The organism is Thermomonas hydrothermalis (assembly GCF_900129205.1).
Classification (GTDB): Bacteria; Pseudomonadota; Gammaproteobacteria; order Xanthomonadales; family Xanthomonadaceae; genus Thermomonas; species Thermomonas hydrothermalis.
In genome coordinates, this window is the sequence record NZ_FQUK01000012.1 from 23761 (window position 1) to 47110 (window position 23350).

The 23350-nt window shown below is 67.4% G+C and carries 19 protein-coding genes; 8 read left to right on the plus strand and 11 right to left on the minus strand.

Features of this window, described 5'->3' with window-relative positions; genetic code table 11:
* Positions 1–94 precede the first annotated feature (94 nt).
* Together BUA29_RS04940 and BUA29_RS04945 are read left to right on the plus strand one after the other, a co-directional pair.
* Positions 95–841 (plus strand): electron transfer flavoprotein subunit beta/FixA family protein, encoded by a 747-nt coding sequence (locus BUA29_RS04940; protein WP_072755510.1) that lies wholly within the window; start codon positions 95–97, stop codon positions 839–841.
* Positions 841–1782 (plus strand): electron transfer flavoprotein subunit alpha/FixB family protein, encoded by a 942-nt coding sequence (locus BUA29_RS04945; RefSeq protein ID WP_072755511.1) that lies wholly within the window; start codon positions 841–843, stop codon positions 1780–1782. The genes BUA29_RS04940 and BUA29_RS04945 overlap by 1 nt, the downstream gene beginning before the upstream one ends.
* Here the strand turns inward: BUA29_RS04945 and BUA29_RS04950 are convergent, their stop codons facing one another.
* From BUA29_RS04950 to BUA29_RS04980, 7 genes are all read right to left on the minus strand, one after another.
* Positions 1783–3984, minus strand: a complete 2202-nt coding sequence (locus BUA29_RS04950) for a glycosyltransferase family 2 protein (protein WP_084602354.1) — start codon at positions 3982–3984, stop codon at positions 1783–1785.
* Positions 3977–5308 (minus strand): ABC transporter ATP-binding protein, encoded by a 1332-nt coding sequence (locus tag BUA29_RS04955; protein ID WP_072755512.1) that lies wholly within the window; start codon positions 5306–5308, stop codon positions 3977–3979. The genes BUA29_RS04950 and BUA29_RS04955 overlap by 8 nt, the downstream gene beginning before the upstream one ends.
* Complete coding sequence (locus BUA29_RS04960; protein ID WP_084602355.1) at positions 5298–6089, minus strand: ABC transporter permease; 792 nt, start codon at positions 6087–6089, stop codon at positions 5298–5300. The genes BUA29_RS04955 and BUA29_RS04960 overlap by 11 nt, the downstream gene beginning before the upstream one ends.
* Before the next feature lie 40 nt (positions 6090–6129).
* A complete protein-coding gene (locus BUA29_RS04965; protein WP_072755536.1) occupies positions 6130–7293 on the minus strand; it encodes a cystathionine gamma-synthase in 1164 nt (387 codons plus the stop codon).
* 23 nt (positions 7294–7316) lie between these two features.
* The gene (locus BUA29_RS04970) at positions 7317–8693 is read right to left on the minus strand and encodes a pyridoxal-phosphate dependent enzyme (RefSeq protein WP_072755513.1); all 1377 of its coding nucleotides are present in this window, start codon (positions 8691–8693) and stop codon (positions 7317–7319) included.
* 189 nt (positions 8694–8882) lie between these two features.
* A complete protein-coding gene (locus tag BUA29_RS04975; RefSeq protein WP_072755514.1) occupies positions 8883–9098 on the minus strand; it encodes an HP1242/YdcH family protein in 216 nt (71 codons plus the stop codon).
* 547 nt (positions 9099–9645) lie between these two features.
* Positions 9646–10929 carry an OmpA family protein gene (locus BUA29_RS04980; protein ID WP_178137891.1) on the minus strand — a complete coding sequence of 428 codons (1284 nt, stop codon included), beginning with the start codon at positions 10927–10929 and terminating at the stop codon, positions 9646–9648.
* Between the two features lie 110 nt (positions 10930–11039).
* Between BUA29_RS04980 and BUA29_RS04985 the strand changes: the two genes are divergently transcribed.
* Positions 11040–12146, plus strand: coding sequence for a PilT/PilU family type 4a pilus ATPase (locus BUA29_RS04985; protein WP_072755515.1), 1107 nt, complete (start codon positions 11040–11042; stop codon positions 12144–12146).
* A 97-nt stretch (positions 12147–12243) separates the two neighbouring features.
* Here BUA29_RS04985 and maiA read toward each other — a convergent pair whose 3' ends face one another.
* Genes maiA through BUA29_RS05000 form a run of 3 tightly spaced genes read right to left on the minus strand, consistent with a single transcriptional unit; the run spans position 12244 to position 14787 of the window.
* The gene (gene maiA, locus BUA29_RS04990; RefSeq protein WP_072755516.1) at positions 12244–12912 is read right to left on the minus strand and encodes a maleylacetoacetate isomerase; all 669 of its coding nucleotides are present in this window, start codon (positions 12910–12912) and stop codon (positions 12244–12246) included.
* Between the two features lie 57 nt (positions 12913–12969).
* Entirely contained in the window at positions 12970–13974 is a 1005-nt protein-coding gene (locus tag BUA29_RS04995) for a fumarylacetoacetate hydrolase family protein (RefSeq protein ID WP_072755517.1), read from the minus strand.
* A 57-nt stretch (positions 13975–14031) separates the two neighbouring features.
* Positions 14032–14787 (minus strand): 2OG-Fe dioxygenase family protein, encoded by a 756-nt coding sequence (locus BUA29_RS05000; protein ID WP_072755518.1) that lies wholly within the window; start codon positions 14785–14787, stop codon positions 14032–14034.
* A gap of 113 nt (positions 14788–14900) precedes the next feature.
* On the opposite strand from BUA29_RS05000, the gene argS reads away from it, so the two are divergent.
* From argS to BUA29_RS05015, 3 genes are read left to right on the plus strand one after another with little or no spacing between them, the layout of a single operon-like run.
* Complete coding sequence (gene argS / locus BUA29_RS05005; RefSeq protein ID WP_072755519.1) at positions 14901–16589, plus strand: arginine--tRNA ligase; 1689 nt, start codon at positions 14901–14903, stop codon at positions 16587–16589.
* Positions 16589–17362 carry an SPOR domain-containing protein gene (locus BUA29_RS05010; RefSeq protein ID WP_072755520.1) on the plus strand — a complete coding sequence of 258 codons (774 nt, stop codon included), beginning with the start codon at positions 16589–16591 and terminating at the stop codon, positions 17360–17362. Before argS ends, BUA29_RS05010 begins: the two co-directional genes overlap by 1 nt.
* A 20-nt stretch (positions 17363–17382) precedes the next feature.
* Positions 17383–18150, plus strand: a complete 768-nt coding sequence (locus tag BUA29_RS05015; RefSeq protein ID WP_072755521.1) for an SDR family NAD(P)-dependent oxidoreductase — start codon at positions 17383–17385, stop codon at positions 18148–18150.
* A 101-nt stretch (positions 18151–18251) separates the two neighbouring features.
* On the opposite strand, the gene speA is transcribed toward BUA29_RS05015, so the two are convergent.
* The gene (speA, locus tag BUA29_RS05020; RefSeq protein WP_072755522.1) at positions 18252–20141 is read right to left on the minus strand and encodes an arginine decarboxylase; all 1890 of its coding nucleotides are present in this window, start codon (positions 20139–20141) and stop codon (positions 18252–18254) included.
* A gap of 181 nt (positions 20142–20322) precedes the next feature.
* Here speA and speE point away from each other — a divergent pair, with 181 nt between their 5' ends.
* Entirely contained in the window at positions 20323–21177 is an 855-nt protein-coding gene (gene speE, locus BUA29_RS05025) for a polyamine aminopropyltransferase (protein ID WP_072755523.1), read from the plus strand.
* A 237-nt stretch (positions 21178–21414) separates the two neighbouring features.
* Positions 21415–23322 (plus strand): diguanylate cyclase, encoded by a 1908-nt coding sequence (locus BUA29_RS05030; protein ID WP_072755524.1) that lies wholly within the window; start codon positions 21415–21417, stop codon positions 23320–23322.
* Positions 23323–23350 lie beyond the last annotated feature (28 nt).

The window sequence follows — 23350 nt, forward strand, 5'->3', positions numbered from 1 at the left end:
TACGTTCGGGCAGTCGCCCGACGGTATCCGCTAAAATGGCCGCACCGGCCGCTGGCCGGATGTTCTTTTTTCCCCACTTTTGGACGTTCACACGATGAAGATCCTCGTCGGCTACAAGCGCGTGGTGGACTACAACGTCCGCATCCAGGTCAAGCCGGACGGCTCAGGCGTGGAAACCGCCGGTGTCAAGCTGTCGCCCAACCCGTTCGACGAAATCGCCCTGGAAGAAGCGCTGCGCCTGCGCGACAAGGGCATCGCCAGCGAAGTCGTGGTCGCCACCATCGCGCCGGCGGATGCCCAGGCGCATCTGCGCAACGGCCTGGCCATGGGTGCCAACCGTGCCATCCACGTCGTCACCGAGACGGCGGTGCAGCCGCTGACCGCAGCGCGCATCTTCCTGAAGCTGATCGAGCGCGAGCAGCCGGATCTGGTGATCCTGGGCAAGCAGGCCATCGACGATGACGCCAACCAGACCGGCCAGATGCTGGCCACGCTGTGGGGCCGCCCGCAGGCCACCTTTGCCAGCAAGCTGACCATCGAGGCCGGCAAGGCCACGGTGGTGCGTGAAGTCGATGCCGGCCTGGAAACGCTGGAGGTCGAACTGCCAGCGGTGGTCACCACCGACCTGCGCCTGAACGAGCCGCGCTTCATCAAGCTGCCGGACATCATGAAGGCCAAGACCAAGCCGCTGGACACCATCCCGCTCGCCGAGCTGGGCGTGGAGGCCAATGATTCGCTCAAGACCCTCCACTACGCCCCGCCTGCCAAGCGCAGCCGTGGCGTGATGGTGAAGGATGCGGCCGAGCTGGTGGCCGCGCTCAAGCAGAAGGGGCTCCTGTAATGGCCAAGGTTCTCATCGTTGCCGAACATCTCGACGGCACTCTCAACCCTGCCACCGCCAAGTGCGTCAGCGCCGCGCAGGCCCTAGCGCCGGAACGTATCGACATCGTCGTGCTGGCCGCCGACCCCGCCGGCGTTGCCGCCCAGGCTGCACAGATCGCCGGCGTGGCGCGGGTGCTGACCGTTGCCAACCCGGCCAATGCCCACCCGATCGCCCAGGTGCTGGCGCCGCAGGTGGCCGCACTGGCCGCCGGCTACACCCACGTATTCGGCCCGTCCACCACGTTCGGCAAGGATCTGATGCCGGCCGTGGCCGCCCGGCTAGGCGTGAACCAGGTGTCCGACCTGATGGCGGTGGAGGATGCCTACACCTTCAAGCGGCCGATCTACGCCGGCAATGCCATCATCACCGTGCAGGCACCGGCCGACCAGACCGTGGTCGCCACCGTGCGCACCGCCTCCTGGCCGGAAGCCGCACGCGGCGGCAATGCCGCGGTGGAAGCCGCGCAGGTGGACGTGCCCCTGCCCAGCCACACCCGCTTCGTTGGCCTGGCGGCCGGCAAGTCCGACCGCCCCGACCTGCAAAGCGCCAAGCGCGTGGTCTCCGGCGGCCGCGGCGTGGGCTCGGCGGAAAACTTCCAGATCATCTACCGCCTGGCCGACAAGCTGGGCGCCGCGGTGGGCGCCTCGCGCGCCGCAGTCGATGCCGGCTACGTGCCGAACGAACTGCAAGTGGGCCAGACCGGCAAGATCATCGCGCCGGAGCTGTACATCGCGATCGGCATCTCCGGCGCCATCCAGCACCTGACCGGCATCAAGGACGCCGGCACTATCGTGGCCATCAACAAGGACGGCGACGCGCCGATCTTTGAAGTGGCCGATATCGGCCTGGTCGGCGACCTGTTCCAGATCATCCCGGAACTGGAAAAAGCGCTGGGTTGATCAGCCCGCTGCCGCACCGTACCGGCCGCATGCCCGTGGGCGCGGCCGGTCGGCCAAGGCAAACGCCTCGCCATCCAGGCTGAGATTGGGGTTGTAGGCCGGATCATCCTCCAGCAGTGCGCCCCAGCGCGCACGCATCAGCGCGGCCTCGCGCAACAGACGCTGGTACCGCTCCGGGTGGGTATCCGGGCCGCGACTGGCCGACTCTCGATGCACCAGACGAGCGTGCGGGGTCCACACGTTGCGGTAGCCGGCCGCGCGCAGGCGCAGGCAGAAATCGACGTCGTTGAAGGCCACCGCCAACGCCTCATCCAGCCCGCCCACGGCCATGAACACGTCCCGGCGGACCACCAGACAGGCACCGGTGACCGCCGACAGCGAGTGCACCAGCCGCAACCGGCCCATCTGGCCTTCGCAGTCGACCGGCCAACCGCACCAGGGATGCGCCGCCACCCCGCCGATTCCCAACATCACGCCGGCGTGCTGGATCCGCCCGTCCGGATACAGCAACAGCGCACCGACCGCGCCGACGTCCGGCACCAGCGCCTCGGCCACCATTTCCCGCAACCAATCGGGCGCCAGCACCTGGATGTCGTTGTTGAGCAGGCACAGCACCTGACCGCGCGCCTGCGCCGCAGCCCGGTTGTTGAGCGCCGAATAGTTGAACGGGCCGCCATCGCGCAGCACATGCACCCGCGGATCACGCGCAAGCTGCGCCAGATAGGCCAGGGTCTCCGGCTCGCACGACCCGTTGTCCACCACCCAAACGTCGAGGGCCGGATAGTCGGTGCCCTGCAAGACTCCCTCCAGGCAGGGGCGCAGCAGATCCAGCCGGTCGCGGGTCGGCACGATCAGCGACACGGACGGCAACGGCGACGGCAAGGCACGCCGTACCCGCAAGCGGCCCGGCGCGATCGCGATCACCTCGCCCGCTTGGCCGGTACGCGCCAAATGCGCCTGCACCGCCCGACAGGCAGCAGCCGTGGCGTATGCCTTGGCCTGCGGATGCGCCGCGCTGGAGCCGGGATGCGCACGCCAGTGGTAGAGCACCTGCGGAACATGGCCGATCTGTCCAGGCGACAGCCGCTCGACGCAGCGCAGCGCCAGATCCCAGTCCTGGCTGCCATCCATGCCGGCCTGAAACCCGCCTACGGCGTCTAGCAAGTCGCGGTCGTACAGCGCCAGATGGCCGATGCAGTTCTGCCCCAACAGCAGCGCCGGGTCGAAATCGGGTTTGAAGTACGGGTCGAAGCGCTGCCCGTCGGCATCGATCTTGTCCTCGTCGGAATACAGCATGCGCCAGTGCGGATGTGCCTCCGCCGCTGCCACCATCTCCAGCAGGGCCTGCGGCGCCAGCAGGTCGTCATGATCGAGCAGGGCCACCCAGGCACCACGCGCCAGCGCCAGGGCGCTGTTGCTGGCCGCGACGATGTGGCCGTTGTGCGGGCGCCAGACCACCCGGATGCGGGGATCGCGCGCGGCGTATTCCGCCAACAAGGCGCGCACCTCGGGCTGGGTGGACGCGTCATCAGCAATGCACAGCTCCCAATCCGGATAGTCCTGCGCCAGCACGCTGTCCAGACAGGCCCGCAGCCATGCCAGTGGCGGGTCGTACACCGGCAGCAGGATCGACACCAGAGGCCGGGTACGCAACCCGGCCAGGCGTGCGGCCCGGGCCTGCGGGGTGCGCTCGGGTGCCAGTGCGCGCGCCAGCAGCCAGCCGGCATACGCTGACAGCGTCCCGCCCAGACGTTGGCGGTAGCGGGCGTACGCCCAGTCGCCAGCCACCCGTGCCCCACGGCGCAGCCGGGCCAGCACGCCAACCAGCCATCCAAATGCTTCCGATACCCCCGCCTGCATGGCCAGATGCCGCAGCATGGCCAGACCCGCCGACAACTTGCCGATCTGCCGCCACTGCACCGCCTGCACGCTGACATCGGCACCCGCAAGCGCCGCCAGCACCAGCCCGTGGGTGTCCATCCGCAACCGCACCAGCGCCTGCCAGCGACCATCGCGCCGCATCGGCGGCAGCGGCACGCAGGCCTCCTCCGGACACGGCGGGCCGGCATCCTCCACGCGCAGACACAGCCGCGCTAGCACCCCGCTTCCCGCACTCTGACCCGAAAGCAGATACCAGCCGCCGCGATGAACCCCGCCGGCAGGCACGGGCAGTCGCCATGGCAGCCGCTGCGGCTCAGCCATCCAGCGCCTCCAGGGCGATGTCCAGCATCGGCAGGCCGAGGATGCCGGTGGGCAGCCCCTGACCCTCGGCATGCAGCATCAGCGCCTCGTGTGACCAGTGCTGGATCACGTGCTCGGCCTGGGTGCCGCGGGCCAGACCGATGGCGAACATGTAATCCCCCGCCTGCAAACGCGGCATGCGAAAGGTGAACCGGGCCCGGTAACGCGCCCCGGCCGGAAGCGTGAGCGGCTGTTGGCAGGTGGTCAGGTAGGTGTTGTCACCGAACAGCAGCTGGCCGAGCCGGTCTTTCAGATAAAAGCCGATGATCGGCGCGTGCAGCGGCTGCAACGCCTCGGCCTCGATCAGCAGCGTCACCCGCTCACCGCCGACCACGTGGGTCAGCCGCCGCCCGCTGGAATCCAGCAGGGCGACATCGCACAGCCGGGCGCTGCCCTCACCGAAGCCGCGATCGCGCGCCGGATCGAACACCGGCACCTGGATGCGGTTGCACCACGGGCCCTGGGCAAACTGGGCCTGACGCACATCGTCGGCGTCGTCAGGAACCGACACGGCAGCCGGCACAGGCATCGGCGCACGATCACCCTGCCCTTCGCGCTCGGCCACCAGCGATTCCAGATACGCCTCGCTGACCGCACGCGCCGGCCCGTGCAGGCGCGGCCGGCCTTGCTCCAGCCACAGGGCGCGCTCGCACAGTGCATTGACAGCAGCAATGTCGTGACTGACCAGCACCAGGCTGCCGTGGCGACGAAACGCGTGCAGAAAGCGCATGCACTTCTGGGCAAAGAAGGCATCCCCCACCGCCAGCGCCTCGTCGATCAGCAGCACGTCGGCATCGACATGGGCGATCACCGCAAACGCCAGTCGCACCAGCATGCCGCTGGAGTACGTGCGCACCGGCCGATGGATGAACTCACCGATATCGGCAAAGGCCAGGATTTGGTCCAGCCGCTGCTGCACCTGGGCCCGGGTCAGGCCATGCAGCGCGGCATTGAGCCGCACGTTTTCAAGCCCGGTGAACTCGGGATTGAAGCCACTGCCCAGCTCCAGCAGTGCCGCCACCCGGCCGTGCACCTGCAGCGTCCCGGTACTGGGCCGCAGGGTGCCGGCCAGCAGCTGCAGCAAGGTGGACTTGCCCGACCCGTTGCGGCCGATGATGCCCACCGATTCGCCACGCTGCAGGGTCAGATCCACCGCCTGCAGCGCCCAGAACGGTGTGCCGTAGTCCCGCCCGCTCAGTTGCGCCCAGAGCTGCTGCCAGGGGCGCGCGCCCAGCAGGTAGCGTTTGCCCAGCCCGTGCGCCGCCAGCAGCAACTCAGACGACATCGGCAAACCCCGGCTGCAGACGATTGAACAGCAGGCGCGCCGCAATCGCCAGCAGCAACGCCAACACCAGATACCCCAACAACACCGGCCACTGCGGCCACAGCCCCTGGAACAGCACGCGCCGCAGCTGGTCGATGATCGGGGTGAGCGGATTGATCGCAAACAGCCAGCGCCAAGGGAGCGGCACGGCATGCAGCGGCACCAGCGCCGAGGACAGAAACAAGGTGACGGTGGACACCGGCGCCACCAACTGCCCGAGATCGCGCAGATACACCCCCAGCGCGCCACCTGCCCAAAGCACCGCCAGCAGCAGCGGCACCATCGGCAGCAGCACCACTGGCAGTGCCAGCAGGGTGAGGCTCATCCCGTGCACAAACGGCAGCACCAGCAGCAAGACCAGCAGCTGCATCGCGAACTGGGCCAGCGCCGCAAGCAAGGCCGGCCAGGCCAGCAATGCCAGCGGAAACCGCACGCGGCGCACATAGCCGGGCTGTGCCGCCACCAGCTGCGGCGCACGCGCCAGACATTCGGCAAACAGACCGTGCACGGCCAGCCCGGAATACAGCATCAGGCCCAGTGCAGGCCAGCCCTGCACGCCCGGCCAGCGGCCCTGCAGCAACGGCCCCAGCGCCAGCAGGTACACCGCCAGCATCAGCAGCGGCGTCAACAATGCCCACAGGGCACCGAACTGGGCACCACGGTAGCGCCCCTGCCAGTCACGCCGGGCCAGCTGCCAGGCCAACCACACCATCTGCCAGCGATCGCGATTACCGCCGCGCATGCCTGTCACCGCCCCGGCATGGTCTGCCCTGCGCCCGGGCTCACCGGGCCAGCGCCTGCGCCAGATCGGCCTGCAGATCGTTCACGTCCTCCACGCCCACGCTCAGTCGCACCAGCTCATCGCCAATACCCAGCCGGGCGCGGCGCTCGGGCGGCACCGAGGCATGGGTCATGACCGCCGGATGGTTCACCAGCGATTCGACACCGCCCAATGATTCGGCCAAGGTGAACAGCTGTAAACGCTCGCAGAACTGTTTGGCGGCCGCAAAGCCACCCTTGAGGCGGATCGAGAGCATGCCGCCGAAGCCGGCCATCTGTCGCGCCGCCAGCGCATGGTGGGGATGCGCGGGCAGACCGGGGTAGATCACCTCAGCCACCGCATCCTGCGTTTGCAGCCATTGCGCCAGCGCCAGCGCGTTGTCGCAATGGGCGCGCATGCGCAGGTGCAGGGTCTTGAGACCGCGCAGGGCGAGAAAGCTGTCGAACGGCCCCTGCACCGCGCCCACCGAGTTCTGCAGGAAAGCCAACTGCTCAGCCAGCTCGGCGTTGTCGCCGACCACCAGCATGCCGCCGACCATGTCGGAGTGGCCGTTGAGATACTTGGTGGCCGAGTGCATCACGATGTCGGCCCCCAGCGCCAGCGGGCGCTGCAGGATCGGCGAGGCGAAGGTGTTGTCCACCGCCACCCACACACCATGCTTCTTTGCGATCGCGGCGATCGCAGCGATATCGACGATCTTCAGCAGCGGGTTGGTAGGCGTCTCGATCCACACCAGCTTTGTCTTCGGGGTGATCGCCGCCTCGAACGCGGCTGGGTCGGTCAAATCGACGAAACTGAAGGACAGCCCGGCGCTGCGTCGGCGCACGCGCTCAAACAGGCGATAACTGCCGCCGTAGAGATCATCCATCGCCACCACGTGGTCGCCGCTGTCCAGTAGCTCCAGCAACGTGGCCAGCGCGGCCAAGCCCGAGGCAAACGCAAAGCCGCGGCTGCCCCCTTCCAGGGATGCCACGCAACGCTCGTAGGCGAAGCGGGTGGGATTGTGGGTGCGCGAATACTCGAAGCCTTGATGCACGCCCGGGCTGGACTGCGCGTAGGTGCTGGTGGCGTAGATCGGCGGCATCACCGCGCCAGTGGACGGATCCGGCGACTGGCCGCCGTGGATGGCCAGCGTGCCAGGCCTCAGTTGCGCGTTGTCACTCATGCAGAACCCTTCTTCAGTGGCGGTCACTGCACCCGGCGGCGCAGATAGTTGAGCAGGTCGATCCGGGTGATCAGCCCCAAGAACCGGTCACCCTCCATCACGATGGCCACATGGCCGCGGTCGAACACCGGCAGCAGCGCCTCGATCGGCGCACGCACATCGACCAGATCAAGCTTGCGCACCATCGCGCTGGACACCGGATCGCGGAAACGCGCCTCGTCGCCATAGACGTGCAACAGCATGTCGGACTCGTCGAGAATGCCGACGATGCGTTCACCGTCCAGCACGGGCAACTGGCTGATGTCGTACAGCTTCATGCGCTGCCAGGCGATGATCAGCGGATCGTTGGGGCCGACCACCACGGTGTCGCGCTGGGTAAACGGCCGCAGGATCAGGTCACGCAGATCGCCGTACTGGGTGCGCTCGAGAAAGCCGTTGTCCAGCATCCAGTAGTCGTTGTACATCTTCGATAGATAGCGATTGCCGGTGTCGCAGACGAACGTCAGCACGTTCTTCGGCGTGGTCTGCTCGCGGCAGTAGCGCAACGCGGCCGCCAGCAGCGTGCCCGTGGACGATCCGCCCAGGATGCCCTCTTTCCTGAGCAGCTCGCGTGCTGCCAGAAAGCTGTCCCGATCACTGATCGCATACGCCTTGCGAACCCGACTGAAATCCGCAATCGAGGGCAAAAAATCCTCGCCGATCCCCTCCACCAGCCAGCTGCCCGACTTGTCGCTGAGCGTGCCGTGGTTGATGTAGTCGGCCAGAATCGAACCGACCGGATCGGCCAGCACCAGCTCGGTGTGCGGCGACTGCACAGCGAAGCAGCGCGACAGCCCGGTCATGGTGCCGGAACTACCACAGCCAAACACGATGGCATCCAGGCCACCCACCTCGGCCATCTGCTGCAGGATTTCCGGGCCGGTGCCGAACTCGTGCGCGGCCGGATTGTCCGGGTTACCGAACTGGTTGATGAAATACGCCCCCGGCGTCTCAGCCGCAATGCGCGCCGCCAAGTCCTGGTAATACTCCGGATGCCCTTTGGCGACATCGCTGCGGGTGAGCACCACCTGCGCGCCCATCGCCTTGAGATTGAAGATCTTCTCGCGCGACATCTTGTCGGGCACGACCAGAATCAACCTGTAGCCTTTCTGCTGTGCCGCCAGTGCCAGCCCGATGCCGGTATTGCCGGCGGTGCCTTCCACGAGGGTGTCGCCGGGCTTGATATCGCCACGCTTTTCGGCGGCCTCGATCATCGCTATCCCGATGCGGTCTTTGATGGACCCGCCCGGGTTCTGACTTTCCAGCTTCAGGTAGAGCGTGCAGGGGCCGGTGTCGAGATGATGGGCCCGGATGATCGGTGTCTGCCCGACCAGATCGAGAATGGAATCGTGGATGGCCATGCGGGGCGTATGGTCTTGTGCAGCCCCGGATTCTAGCAACGACCCGGCAGAGCAAAGGGCGCCAACTCGCTGGAATTCGCTTGCTCCCAACCATCTGGCCGAGAGCGTGGCCATGGCATTCTGGAATACCGGCATGACCTGCCGGCCAGGTTGGCGCCATCCATGGCGCCACGCGCCTGTGGCGACGTATCAGTGCGCGCGCTCGTACATCTGCAGCAAACGCTCCTTGGTGGCCAGCTTTTCACGTTTCATCTGGCTGAGCGTGCTGTCATCGATGGGCAGCACGCCCAGTTCCGCATCTAGAACCTTCTGATTCAGTTCCCGGTGCCGGTAATAAAGCTGCCGGAACTCCGGATTGGCTTTCATCAGTGCCTCGATTTCCGCCTGCGGCTGACCTTCGAACATGGGGAACCTCCTGACTCGACACATGACACCGCACCCAGCCAGCAAGCCGGGCGCGGCAGGGGGAACGGCAGCGTTGCGACTGCCGGCTGACTGCCACCCGCCATGCGGATGGCAAAAGGCGCTGCGCCCGTTCGGGCGTTGGGTCGGGCGCAGATGACAAAACGCCCCGGCGCAGGCGCACGGGGCGTGGCTCGATACAACAACGTGCAGCAAAGGCGACCGTGTCCTGCGCCATTCCGCGCCGTGCCCGGCGCCGAACGGCGGCGCGGACACCGGGCAAGGCCCGAACCTGGGAAACGGAACGCACGTGCATCGGCCGGTCTCCGGCCGGGGGTTGAACACACCCCCGGGATACCGACGCTACGCCTGCCGCATCGGCTTGGCAAGCACCGGGCGCATCCGCGGAAGCGGCGGCCTGAATATGTTCATCCTGAATGCGCTCAACCCCGTTCCGACCGGAACACGTCTAGAGCAAAGCCAATAAGATCAATTTGTTACGCAATTTTTCGTCACCCAGACTGACCTGACCGCCCCGGCCGACTCGCTCTCAACGGGCGTTATCAGCGGGTGCCGGGATGGTCACCACAATCTCCACCCGCCGGTTCTTCGCCCGCCCAGCCGCCGTGCGGTTGTCGGCCACCGGCGCATCCGCCCCGCGCCCTTCGGCGCTGATCCGGCTGCGCGCCACCCCGGCGGCCACCAGCGCCGCCCGAACCTGCTGGGCGCGCCGCTCGGACAGGCTGCGGTTGGCGGCCGCAGTTCCCTGATTGTCGGTATGGCCGATCACCTGCACCGTGCGCTCCGGCAGCGCCGCCAGATACAGCCCCAGCGCCTTGAGGCTGGCCGCCGCGGTCGGCGTCAGTCGGGCCTGACCAGACACGAAGGCGTTACTGGCGAGGATGAATACTTCCCCGCGGGCGTCTTGCTGCATCGGCGGCAACTTGGCACCGGCCACCAGCTCGGCTTCCTTACGCGCCAGCGCAGCTTCACGTGCGCGGGCGGCCGCCGCCTTGGCCTGCTCCTCTGCCTGCGCCCCGCCCAGGGCGGCTTCGGCCTGTTGCGCCTGCTGCCGCAGACGCTCGGCTTCCTCCGCCTGTACCTGCGCCTGCAAGCGGGCGCGCTCGGCTTCGAGTCGGGCGCGTTCGGCCTCGCGTCGGCTGGCCTCCAGCAGCAGCTCGCTGCGCGTCTGCTGCATCCGTTCCAGCTCGCGTCGGGCGGCCTCCACCCGCGCCGCCAGCTCGGCGATCTCCACCCGTTGCTGGGCGCGCGCCAGTGCCGCTGGCAGCGCCTTGCGCGGCACCGTGTCCAGCGTGGCCAGCGCCTGCCGGGCCTGCAAGCGCTCGTACTGGGCATAGGCGTTGAGCCGGGCATCGGCTTCCAGCGCCTGCAACCGCTGGGCGGGGCTCCCCGCCACCGGCGGAATGTCCAGCGGATCCTCGGGCGGCGGCGGGGCGGCGATTTGCAGCTGCCGGTACAAGGCATCTAATGACTGTGTGGTTTGTTGCCAGTCGGCACGTACCCGCGCGGTGCTGCTGCGCACCCAGGCCAGATCGGCGGCGGTCGCCGCGTTCACGGCGGCATCGCGGGCCTCCTCGTTGCGACCGCGCGTCATTGCCACTTGTGCCGCTTGGAGGGCCTGTCGGGCGGTCTCCAGGACATCGGCCGCGTACTGGTCGGCGTCGGCCGCCTCAGCGCGGGCCAGCGCCTGCTGTGCGGTGCCCAGCTCGGCCGCCGGCGGCGGCACACTGGCGCAGCCGGTTGCCAACTGCATCACAGTGGCGACAACCAGGACATTCAGGGCATTGCGGAAGTGTGCGAAGCTTGAGCGCATGGGGCACGGCCTGGTCTTGAAGGTCGCGGTCATTGTCGGAAGACGCCGCCACCGATGCAATGACCGCCTGGGCGGTGCCCATGCGCAAAACTGCATGACAGGAAATCCCGATGGATATCGTTCATTACCTCAAGCTGATGGCAGAAAAAGGCGCATCGGACATGTTTTTGTCCACTGGCACGCCGATCAACATCAAGATCGAGGGCCTGCTGCAACCGGTTGGCGATGTGCCGCTGTCCTCCGGCGACTGCAAAACCATCGCCTATGGGCTGATGGATGCCGCCCAGATTGCCGAGTTCGAGCGGGAAAAGGAGCTCAACATGGCGATCTCGGTGCCCGGCTGCGGGCGTTTCCGCATCAACGTGTTCCTGCAGCGCGGCGAGGTGGGCATGGTGATCCGCGCCATCCGCAGCGTCATTCCCACCATCGAGGAACTGCAGCTGCCGCAGGTGCTCAAGGACATCATCATGGCGCCGCGCGGGCTGGTGCTGATCGTCGGCTCCACGGGCTCGGGCAAGTCCACCACCCTGGCGTCGATGATCGACTACCGCAACAGCACCACCACCGGCCATATCCTGACCATCGAAGATCCGATCGAATACCTGCACCGGCACAAGCTGTCGGTGGTCAACCAGCGCGAGGTCGGGCTGGACACCCACAGCTTCCATGCCGCACTGAAGAATGCGATGCGCGAGGCACCCGACGTGATTCTGATCGGTGAGATCCGCGATGCCCAGACCATGGAGGCCGCGATTTCCTTTGCCGAAACGGGCCATCTCTGTCTGGCCACCCTGCACTCCAACAATGCCGACCAGACCATCGAGCGCATCCTCAACTTCTTCCCCGAAGGGGCACACAAGAACGTGCTGATGAACCTGGCGCTCAACCTCAAGGCGGTGATCAGCCAGCGCCTGGTGCTGGGCGTGGATGGCCGCCGGCTGCCCGCCACCGAGGTGCTGATCAACACCCCGCTGATCCGCGATTTGCTGCGCCGCGGCCAGGTGCACGAGATCAAGCAAGCGATGGAACAGTCGCTTCAGGAAGGCATGCAGAGTTTCGACCAGTGCCTGTTCCGGCTCTACAAGCAGGGCCGCATCGACATGGAAGAGGCGCTCAAGGCCGCCGATTCCCGCGACGGTCTGGCACTGAAGTTCCGACTGTCGGAAGGCGCATCCGGCGAGCACGACCCCTACGCTGACGTGTTTGCCCAGCACTGACGCAAAGCAGCTTCAGCACACACCCAACGCATTGGCCGGCCAGGGATGGCCGGCAGACCCCGTCGCGCCAGCGATCGCGTGCGCGCCGCTGGGCGACTCAGCCTGCGTTGGCGGGGGCGTCGGGTTGGCGTTCCGGGCTGGCCGCCTGGAACGCCGGCAATGCCAGGCAGGCCGCCTCAATCCGGCGGATGGTGGGATACGGCGTCATGTCCACCCCGTAACGCCGAGCGTTGTACACCTGCGGCACCAGGCAGCAGTCGGCCAGGGTCGGAAATTCCCCTTCGCAGAAATCACCCGTGGACGGGTGATCGGCCAGCATTGCCTCCAGTGCCTTGAAACCGGTTTCGATCCAGTGCCGGATCCAGTCTTCCCGCTCGGGGGCCGGCACGTTCCAGTCGTGTTCGAAATACTTGAGCACCCGCAGGTTATTGAGCGGATGGATATCGCAGGCGATCAGACTGGCCAGCGCCCGCACCCGCTGGCGCTCGCGGGCAGTGGCTGGCAGCAGCGGCGGCTCCGGCCAGACCTCGTCGAGATATTCGAGGATGGCGAGCGACTGGCTCATCCGACGCTGGCCATGCACCAGCAGAGGCACCAACCCTTGCGGATTGAGCTGGCGATAGGCCTCGGAATGCTGCTGACCGCCCCCTTCCAGCAGGTGCACGGGCACGTTCTCGAACGCCAGCCCTTTCAGATGCAGCCCGATCCGCACCCGATAGGCAGCACTGGAACGCCAGTAGGAATACAGCCGCAGCGGTTCGTTCATACGCACACCATAGCGCGACTGCCGGCGCGTCTCCAGAGCCGCCCGAACGGGCAGCGCTCACCCCTGCGCTGACGCCGCCGGCACTGCCTGCTGGATGCGCTGTTCGATGGCGCCGAACACGCTGCGGCCCTGACGGTCGAACATCTCGATCCGCAACACGTCGCCGAACTTCATGAACGGGGTCAGCGGGCGGCCGTGCTCGAGCGTTTCCACCGTGCGCTTTTCGGCAAAGCAGGACGCGCCTTTGGTGGTGTCGGCATTGGCCACCGTGCCCGAACCAACCAGCGTCCCGGCCGACAACGGGCGGGTCTTGGCCGCATGCGCCACCAGTTGGGCGAAATCGAACTGCATGTCCACCCCGGCCTCGGGTGCACCAAACCACTGCCCGTTGATGTGCGTGACCAGCGGCAGGTGCACCTTGTTGTCGCGCCAGGCATCGCCCAGCTCGTCCGGGGTGACGAACACCGGGCTGAGCGCGCTGCGCGGCTTGGACTGCAGAAAGCCAAATCCCTTGGCCAGCTCGGCGGGGATCAGATTGCGCAGGGAAACGTCGTTGACCAGGCCGATCAGCTGGATGTGTTCGGCCGCCTGCGCCGGGCTGACCCCCATCGGCACGTCATCGGTGATCACCACCACTTCCGCTTCCAGATCGATGCCGTAGTCTTCGCTGGCCACCAGCACCGGATCGCGCGGACCGTAGAAGCCGGCACTGACCGCCTGATACATCAGCGGATCGACATAGAAGCTCTCGGGCACCTCGGCACCGCGGGCGCGGCGCACGCGCTCCACATGCGGCAGGTAGGCGCTGCCATCGACGAACTCGAAGGCGCGCGGCAGTGGCGCGGCCAGCGCCTGCATGTCCAGCGCGAAGGCGCCGTCGGCCTGGCCTGCCTCGAGCGCCTCGGCCAGCGCGTTCAGACGCGGCGCTGCCTGCGACCAATCTTCCAGCGCACGCTGCAAGGTGGGCGCGATGTCTCCGGCGCGCACCGCACGCGACAGGTCACGCGATACCACGATCAGGGTGCCGTCACGTCCGCCTTCCTTGAGTGAACCCAGTTTCATGTCTGCCTCATACCGCTGCGTCGAGATTGGTTGCAATTGTAATCATTGCGGACGGCATCACACCGGATCGCCCAGGAACCCCGCCGCCCGGAAGGTCAGCACCAGGGTGTCGCGGTGGCCTTCCTGACCGGCAATGCAGGGTTGGATCGGCGTGGTTTCGTGGATCACCCGGGCATCGTCGAGCAGCAGCAGCGACCAGGGTTCCTCCAGGGTGAACCGCTGCCCTTCCGGCCCATCCGCAGAAAATACCCGCGTCTCGCCGCCTTTGATTGCCTGCCGTGCCACCAGCAGCACTGCCACGAAATCCACACCGTCGCGATGCGCCCCCTCCGGCGTGGGCCGACCGATCCCGCCCCGGGTGGTGATGCGGAACTGGTGGGCTTCCACGTGCCAGCGCGGTGGATCGCCGTGCAACCGGGCACAGACCCGGGCCAGCCCGCACAGCAGGGCCTGCCAGCCTGATGCTGCGGCAGTTGCCTGGCTCACTGGCGCAAACCAGCGCCGCATGCCGCCATGCAGGGCGTTGTATTCCAGCGGTTGCCAGTGCGGCCGCGGCGGCACCGGCTGCACCTGTTGCCCCGTCACCACGTAACAGGCATGCCGACGTTGACGGTACTGGCCACCATCCTTGAGATACGTATCCGGCGGCAGATCCGCCCAACTGGGCGAAAGCGCCTGCAATGCCTGCAACGACACGCCCGCAAGCATGGCCACATCAGACGCGGCAAGCACCGCATGGCCTCGACTGCGCATGGCCGCATCCAGCCCAGCCAGCGGCGTCAGAGGTGGCGGAAACTGGGCAAGGCCGGACATGGCGCCATTCGGGGGCTCGGGAAACCGGCCGTCATTGTCGCATCGCCCATGCTGCGGCGCCGCAGCGGGCGGTCGTACAATGCACGCCCGACGATGAGCCGTTGACCGTTCCCGTGAAAGCCCAGCTTCGTGCCCTGATCGATCAGGGCCTGTCCGCTCTGCGCACTGCCGGCACCCTGCCGGCCGAGCTCGCCCTGCCCGACTACGTGATCGAGCGCCCGAAAGAACGGGCGCATGGAGATTTTTCGACCAACGTGGCGATGTTGCTGGCCAAACCCGCCCGCAGCAATCCGCGCGCCCTGGCGCAGCAGCTGGTCGAGGCACTGCCGGCCTCCGACGCCATCGCCAAGGTGGAGATCGCCGGCCCCGGCTTCATCAACTTTCATCTCTCCGCAGCCGCCTGGCAGAACCAGGTGCGCCTGATCCACGCCGCGGGCGCCCGCTATGGGCATAACGACAGCGGCGGTGGCACCACAGTGGGCGTGGAATATGTCTCCGCCAACCCGACCGGGCCGTTGCACGTCGGCCATGGCCGCGCCGGTGCGATCGGCGACTGCATCGCCCGGGTGCTGGCCGCCAACGGCTGGACCGTCAAGCGGGAGTTCTACTACAACGACGCCGGCGTGCAGATCGAAAATCTGGCGCGCTCGGTGCAGGCCCGCGCCAAGGGCTACAAACCCGGCGACCCACAGTGGCCGGCCGAAGCCTATAACGGCGACTACATTCAGGACGTGGCCGACGCCTGTCTCCGCGGCGAGCGGGTGGAGGTGGACGGCCAGGTGGTCACCGGCACTGCCGATGTCGAGGATCTGGATGCCATCCGCCGGTTTGCGGTGGCCTGGCTGCGGCGCGAACAGAATGCCGATCTTCAGGCCTTCGGCGTGCAGTTCGACGTGTATTTCCTGGAGTCCTCGCTGTATGCCGACGGCAAGGTCGAGGCCACCGTGCGTCGGCTGATCGAAAACGGCTACACCTACGAGGAAGGTGGCGCCCTGTGGCTGCGCACCACCGCGTTCGGCGACGACAAAGACCGGGTGATGCGCAAATCCGACGGCACCTACACCTATTTCGTGCCGGACGTGGCCTATCACCTGAGCAAGTGGGAACGCGGCTATCAGCGCGCCATCACCGAGCTGGGCGCCGATCATCACGGGTCACTGGCACGCGTGCGCGCCGGCTTGCAGGCACTGCGCTGCGGCATCCCGCAGGGGTACCCGGACTACGTGCTGCACCAGATGGTCACGGTGATGCGCGGCGGCGAAGAAGTAAAGCTGTCCAAGCGCGCCGGCAGCTACCTGACCCTGCGCGATCTGATCGATGAGGTCGGCCGCGATGCCACCCGCTGGTTCCTGATCGCCCGCAAGCCGGATTCGCAGCTGGTGTTCGACATCGACCTGGCGCGCTCGCAGAGCAACGACAACCCGGTCTATTACGTGCAGTACGCGCACGCCCGCATCTGCAGCCTGCTGCGCCAGGCCAGCGAAAAGGGGCTGGCATTCGATGCCACCGCTGGGCTGGCGGCACTGGACCGCCTCGATGATGCGCCGGCGCAGGCGCTGATGCGGGAGCTGGCGCGCTTCCCCGACGTGGTCGAAGCCGCTGGCGCAACCCTGGAGCCGCATCTGATCGCGCAGTATCTGCGCGAGCTGGCGCAAGCGTTCCACGGCTGGTACCACGCCAGCCCGGTGCTGGTGGATGATGCCGCCCTGCGCAATGCCCGCCTGGCCCTGGCCACCGCCACCCGCCAGGTGCTGGCCAATGGTCTGGATCTGCTGGGCGTATCGGCCCCGGAGCGGATGTGATGGCTGCACGACGCGGAAAATCCCAGGCCCGACGCACTGGTTCAAGCGGCCTGCCCGGCTGGGCCTGGCTGCTGATCGGCGTGGTACTGACCCTGCTGGCCATCCTGCTGGTGCCGCGCTACCTCAAGTCGGGCAATGGCCATGACTTCTTCCGGCCCACGCCCAATCCGAACGCGCTGCCGCCTGCGGTCAACAGCGAGGGCGACGCCATCGCGCCGGATATCGCCCCGGCCAGTGCCCCGGCACCGGAAAAACCCAAGCCGCAATACGACTTCTACACCCTGCTGCCAGGGCAGGAAGTGGCGATGAGCGATGCTGAGCTGGCGCAACGTGCACGCGCCGAGGCCGCTGCCGAACGCCCCGCCTCCCCGCCTGCCACAACACCCCCGCAGCCGGGCACCGGCGACGCACTGCCTGCGCCCGTGACGACTGCCCCGGCCACACCGCCGACCACACCACCGGCCACACCACCGGCCACCACGCCCGCCCGCCCGGATGCGGCAACCGCTGCTGCCACGCCGGAGCCGACGCCGGCCCGTCCCACCCACTACGTGCTGCAGGCCGGCGCATTTGCTGCCTCCGGCGATGCCGAAGCGCTCAAGGCCAAGATCGCCCTGCTGGGCTTGAGTGCGCGGGTGGAGTCGGCGCAGATCGACGGCAAAACCGTGTTCCGCGTCCGCCTGGGCCCCTACGGCAATGCCTCGGAGCTGGCCGCCGCCAAGGCCAAACTGGCCGAAAACGGGTTGCCCGCGGCGGCCATCCGCAGCGAATGACGCGTCTTGCGAGGCTGTCCATGACCGCATCCACACCCCGCACCGCCCTGATCACCGGCGCTACCGCCGGCTTCGGCCGCGCCGCCGCACGCCGCTTCATCGCCGCCGGCTGGCAGGTGATCGCCACGGGCCGCCGCGCCGATCGTCTCGACGCCCTGCGTGCCGAGCTGGGCGACGCCCTGCATCCGGCCTGCTTCGACATCCGCGACGAGGCCGCCATGCGCGCCGCGCTGGATGCCCTGCCGGAACGCTTTGCTGGCATCGACCTGCTGGTCAACAACGCCGGCCTGGCGCTGGGCACCCGGCCCGCACAGGAAGCCGAACTGGTCGACTGGCACACCATGATCGACACCAACGTGCGCGCGTTGGTGACGCTCACCCATGCCCTGCTGCCCACCCTGATCGCCCGCAAGGGCGCGATCATCAACCTCAGCTCGGTGGCGGGCCGCTACCCCTACCCGGGCGGCAATGTCTATGGCGGCACCAAAGCCTTCGTCACCCAGTTCTCGCTGGGCCTGCGCAGCGACCTGCACGGCACCGGCGTGCGCGTGACCAGCATCGAACCGGGCATGGCCGAAACCGAGTTCACCCTGGTGCGTACCCACGGCGATCAGGCCGCCTCGGACAGGCTCTACGCAGGCGCCCATCCGATGACCGCCGAGGACATCGCCGAGGCGATTTTCTGGGTCGCCACCCTGCCACCGCACGTCAACGTCAATCGGCTGGAGCTGATGCCGACCTCGCAGTCGTTTGCCGGTTTCCAGGTCCACCGCACTCCAGAGGCTTGAGCGACGCCCGCCTGGCGCTGTCAGCCGACACCACGCCCGGCACGTCCGGACGCGGCGCAGCGGTGACCATGGCGGGACAGCGCGATGCTTTTGAGTGAGCGTCAGTCCAGCGGTTCGTCGCTTAAGTAGGTATAGGCGGTCAGGCCGTGTTCCAGCGCCTCGCCCAAGCGTTCGGCCTCCGGCCCCTGTAACCCAGCGGCCGCCACCAGCGCGCGATAGCGCCGACGCAGGTCGTCGAGGCGATACCCCACGTAATCCAGCATCACGTCGGCGGTGTCGCCGCGACGTTGCGGGCCGATGGCAAAGCCGTCGCCGTCGCAGCGCACCTCGATGGCATCGGTGTCGCCAAACAGATTGTGGATGTCACCCAGGATTTCCTGATACGCGCCGACCAGAAAGAAACCCAGCCGGTAGCTTTCGCCCTTGCGCAGTTCATGCAGCGGCAGCGCCGAGTCGAGATCCTCGTTCTCGACGTAGGTGCTGATCTTGCCGTCGGAGTCGCAGGTCAGATCGCAGATCACCCCGCGCCGACTCGGCGGCTCGTCCAGACGTTCGATCGGCACGATCGGGAACACCTGGTCGATCGCCCACACATCGGGCATCGACTCGAACACGCTGAAGTTGACGAAATACTTGTCCACCAGCCGCTCGTTGAGCTCATCGAGCAGATCGCGATGGCTCTTTTCGTCGTAGCTCAGCCGCGCTTTCACGGCATGGGCGATGGCGTAGAACAGATCATCGATACGGGCGCGCTGCACCAGATCCAGCTGCCCCAGTGCAAACAGGCTCAAGCCCTCGGCGTGAGCCTGGCTGGCTTCGTGGAAGACTTCCACCGCCGGCCGCTCCGCCATTTCGGTATGCAGCTCGCGCAGGCGCCGCACCGGCAGCGATTCGTCCTCGTGCGGCTCCGGCACCCGCCCCTCGGGAGCGCGCTCGACCTCGCTCACGTTGGCCACCAGCACCGCGTGGTGCGCGGTCATCGCCCGCCCGCACTCGGTAAGGATGCGCGGTGGCGTCAGCCCCTCGTCGCGGCAGGCCTCTGCCAGCGGCTGCACGATGCTGGACGCGTAGTGGTGAATGCCGTAGTTGACCGAGTTGTACGAACGCGAACGGGTGCCCTCGTAATCGACACCCAGCCCGCCACCGACATCGACATGGCGGATGTTGGCGCCCAGCCGCGACAGCTCGACGAAATAGCGGGTGGCCTCGCGCATGCCGGCGGCAATGTCGCGCACATTGCTGATCTGGCTGCCCATGTGGAAATGCAGAAGCTGCAGGCAATCGCCCATGCCGGCATCGCGCAGCTCCTTCCAGAGCGTCAGCAGCTGGCGCGGGTCGAGCCCGAACTTGGCCTTGTCGCCACCGCTGTTCTGCCACTTGCCCGCACCCAGCGACGCCAGCCGCATGCGCACGCCCAGCACCGGCCGTACACCCAGCGCCTGGGCTTCCTCCAGGGCAAGTCGCAGTTCAGACGGCTTCTCGATGACGATGAAGGTCTCAAGCCCCAGCTTGCGGCCGATCAGCGCCAACCGGATGTATTCGCGGTCTTTGTACCCATTGCAGATGATGGTGCCGCCCGGGCGCGACAGCGCCAGCACCGCCATCAGCTCCGGCTTGCTGCCGGCCTCCAGCCCAAACCCTTCGCCGTGGTGCGAGGCCAGCGTCCCGGCCACGCCGGCATGCTGGTTGACCTTGATCGGATACACCGCGGTATAGCCACCGGCATAGTCCCAGTCCTTCTGCGCCTGCGCGAAGGCCGCCTGCAGCTTGCCCAGCCGATGGGCCAGGATGTCCGGAAACCGCACCAGCACCGGCAGGTGGCCACCGCGCGCGCGCCAGGCGTCCACCACCTCGGGCAACGCGATCACCGGCCCCTCCGCACCGCGCGGCCGAACCACCATGCGCCCCTGCGCATCGACGTCGAAATAGCCGTCGGCCCAATGCGGGATCGAATAGGTCTTACGGGCAAGTTCAGGCGACCAGTGGGGCATGGCGCAAATCCGGGCAACGAGGAGAGAGCGCGCATTCTACCGGCGCTACAATGCGCGCCGTTGCCCGCCGCGCCAGCTGCCCCGCCCCGGGCGAGGCTGCGGCCACCGGCCATGCCACCCCGCCTTTCCCTCATCAACCGCGCGCCCGTATCGCCGGTGCGCCCCGCACAGGATTTCCGTCATGACGCCATCCACCTGGCTGCACGAACAGTTCGACAAGACCGGCTCATCGATCGGCTTTCGCATCACCCGCAAGCTGGACGAGGTGCAGTCGCCGTTCCAGAAGATCGAGATCTACGAGTCCACCGACTGGGGCAATCTCATGCTGATCGACGGCGCGATGATGCTGACCAGCCGCGACAACTTCTTCTACCACGAGATGATGGCGCACCCGGCGCTGTTCACCCACCCGAACCCGAAGCACGTGGTGATCATCGGCGGCGGCGACTGCGGCACCCTGCGCGAGGTGCTGCGCCACCCGGGCGTGGAAAAAGCCGTGCAGTGCGATATCGACGAGCAGGTCACGCGCATGGCGGAGAAATACTTTCCCGAACTGTGCGAATCCAACAGCGATCCACGCGCCGAACTGCTGTGGGATGACGGCATCGCCTACATGGCCAACTGTGCGCCGGGCAGCGTAGATATCGTGATCGTGGATTCCACCGATCCGGTCGGCCCGGCCGAGGGGCTGTTCAACAAGGCGTTCTTTGCCAGCTGCCACCGCGCACTGAAAGACGACGGCATTCTGGTGCAGCAGAGCGAATCGCCGCTGGCATTGCTGGAACTGATCAAGGAAATGCGCGCGGAAATGGGCAAGGCCGGGTTTGCCAGTTTCCAGACCCTGCCGTTCCCGCAGCCCTGCTACCCCACCGGCTGGTGGAGCTGCACGATGGCCAAAAAAGCCGCGCACGCCGATTTCGGCTTCCGTGAAGCCGATGCCCGCGCCAAACCGTTTGCCACCCGCTATTACAGCGCCGACGTCCACCGTGGCGCGCAGGCCCTGCCGCCGTTCGTGGCCGAGGCGCTGCAGGGCTGATCCACGCGGCTCCAACCCATTCGCGCATCCTGCGACGATACGGCCTGTAGGGGTGGCCTGCGACTCTTTGCGAGCGTCGGAACCATCACGGAGGCGTTTGTTCGCCGTACCGGCCACTCCCGTATGGCAGGCCCTTGATCCGGTCAAGGGCCTTTTGGCACGCACAAACCGCGAAATCCGGCACAATCGCGATGCCCGGGCTGTCTTACAGTGACAGCAATGCCCCAAGGAGTCCGGATGCGTCCAGCCGGCTGGCTGCCAACACTGACCCTGCTGCTGGCCCTGCTGCCCGCGGCAGCGCCGGCGTTTTCCCCGCTGCTGGAGCCCGAACCTGCCGCACCCACGCGCGCCGCCCGCTTCGACGCGGTATTGCAGAAGGTGATCGGCCCGGAGTCGATGGATGCCAGCACCAGCGACTACGCGGCCTGGCTGGAACAGCTGCGGGTTTTGCTGCCCCCCGGTGATCGCACCCGCGAGGTGCAGTTCCGCTCGGTGTACTGCACCAGCCCGCGCTGGAAAGACCCGCAACAGGGGCTGGCTTACAGCGATGAAGCCCTCAAAGCCGCCCAGGCTGTCGGCGACCTGGCCTCGCAGGGGCGCGCCCTGTTCTGCCGCACCAATTTCGTGCAGACGCTGCGTGGCACCCGCCAGGCCATCACAGACGCCGACCGCATGGTGGCGCTGCTGGAACATTCCTCCGAACAGCAGCTGCTGGGCGAGGCCCTGATGCTGCGCGGCAGCCTGCTGTCGGACGTGGGCGAGCAGGCACGCGCCCTGCTGGACTTCCAGCGCGCCCGGGCGGCATTCCGCGCTGCCGGCATCCATCGCGAGGTGAACGCGCTGCTGGTGCAGATCGCCACGGCCTACCGCCGCATGGGCGACTTCGCCCAGGCGGAAGTCTATTTCCAGCGTGACCTGGCCCGCGCGCGGGCCGCGGGCGACTGGGAGCAACAGCTTCTGGATCTGACCCAGCTGGGCTATCTGTATGAGGAATCCGATCAGCTGCCGAAAGCCCGCCAGGCCTTCGAAGACGCGCTGGCCCTGGCGCTTCGGCACGAGGATCGCCTCAGCGTGGCGGGTGCCCGGCTGGGGCTGGCCTCGGCCCTGATCGCCCAGGGCGAATTCGATGCGGCACTGACGGCGCTGTCCCAGGCCCGGGCCGCATTTGCGGCAGAAGGGTTCGCCGGCAATGACGGCCTGTTGCTGCTGGTGACCGGCCAGGCATACGCAGGCAAGGGCGAGCACCGGGTGGCGCTGGCCCATTACCAGTTGGCGCTGCCGAAGATCGAGCAGGACGGCAACCTGCGCTATCTGGCCCTGCTCTACCAGGCCCGCGCCGCCAGCGAGGAGGCGCTGGGTCAGCTGGCCTTGGCCCTGGCCGATTACAAGCGCTACGCCGAGCTGCAGAGCAAGATGCGGCTGGAACAGAGCCGGCTGCTGGAATACGAATATGAGATCCGCCGGCGCGATTTCGAGAACCGGCGCCTGCAGGCGGAAGCACAGTCCCGCCAGCTACAGCTGAACCTGCTGCAGCGTGAACGGCGCTGGCAGAGCCTGGCCCTGCTGCTCGGCGCACTGCTGCTGGGCGTACTGGCCGTCCTCGCCTGGCGACAATGGCAACGCGCGCGCCAGCTGCGCACCCTGGCCATGACCGACCCGCTGACCGGCACCGCCAGCCGGCTGGCGATCGAGAAAATCCTCGATGCCGCACTGGCCGATGCCCACCGGCACGCCCGCCCGCTCAGCGTCCTGCTGCTGGACCTGGATCACTTCAAGGAGATCAACGACGGCCATGGCCATGCCGCCGGCGATACCGTCCTGCGCCTGGTGACCCAGGCCTGGCAGACCCAGCTGCGCGACGACGACCGCCTGGGCCGGCTGGGCGGGGAGGAGTTCGCCGTGGTCTGCCCCGGTGCCACCGAGGCGCAGGCCGAGGTGATCGCCAACCGCCTGCTTGACGCCACCCGCCACCTGGATCTGTCCGCCATCGATCCGGGGCTACGGATCACCACCAGCATCGGCATCAGCCAGGCGCAGCACGATGACAGCCGCGAACGCCTGCTGCGCCGCGCCGACGTGGCGCTCTACCAGGCCAAACAGGACGGCCGCGACCGCTCCATCCGCGCCTCGGCTGTCGCGCCCTGAGGAAGCACCCGCGCCCCCTGATTCCACC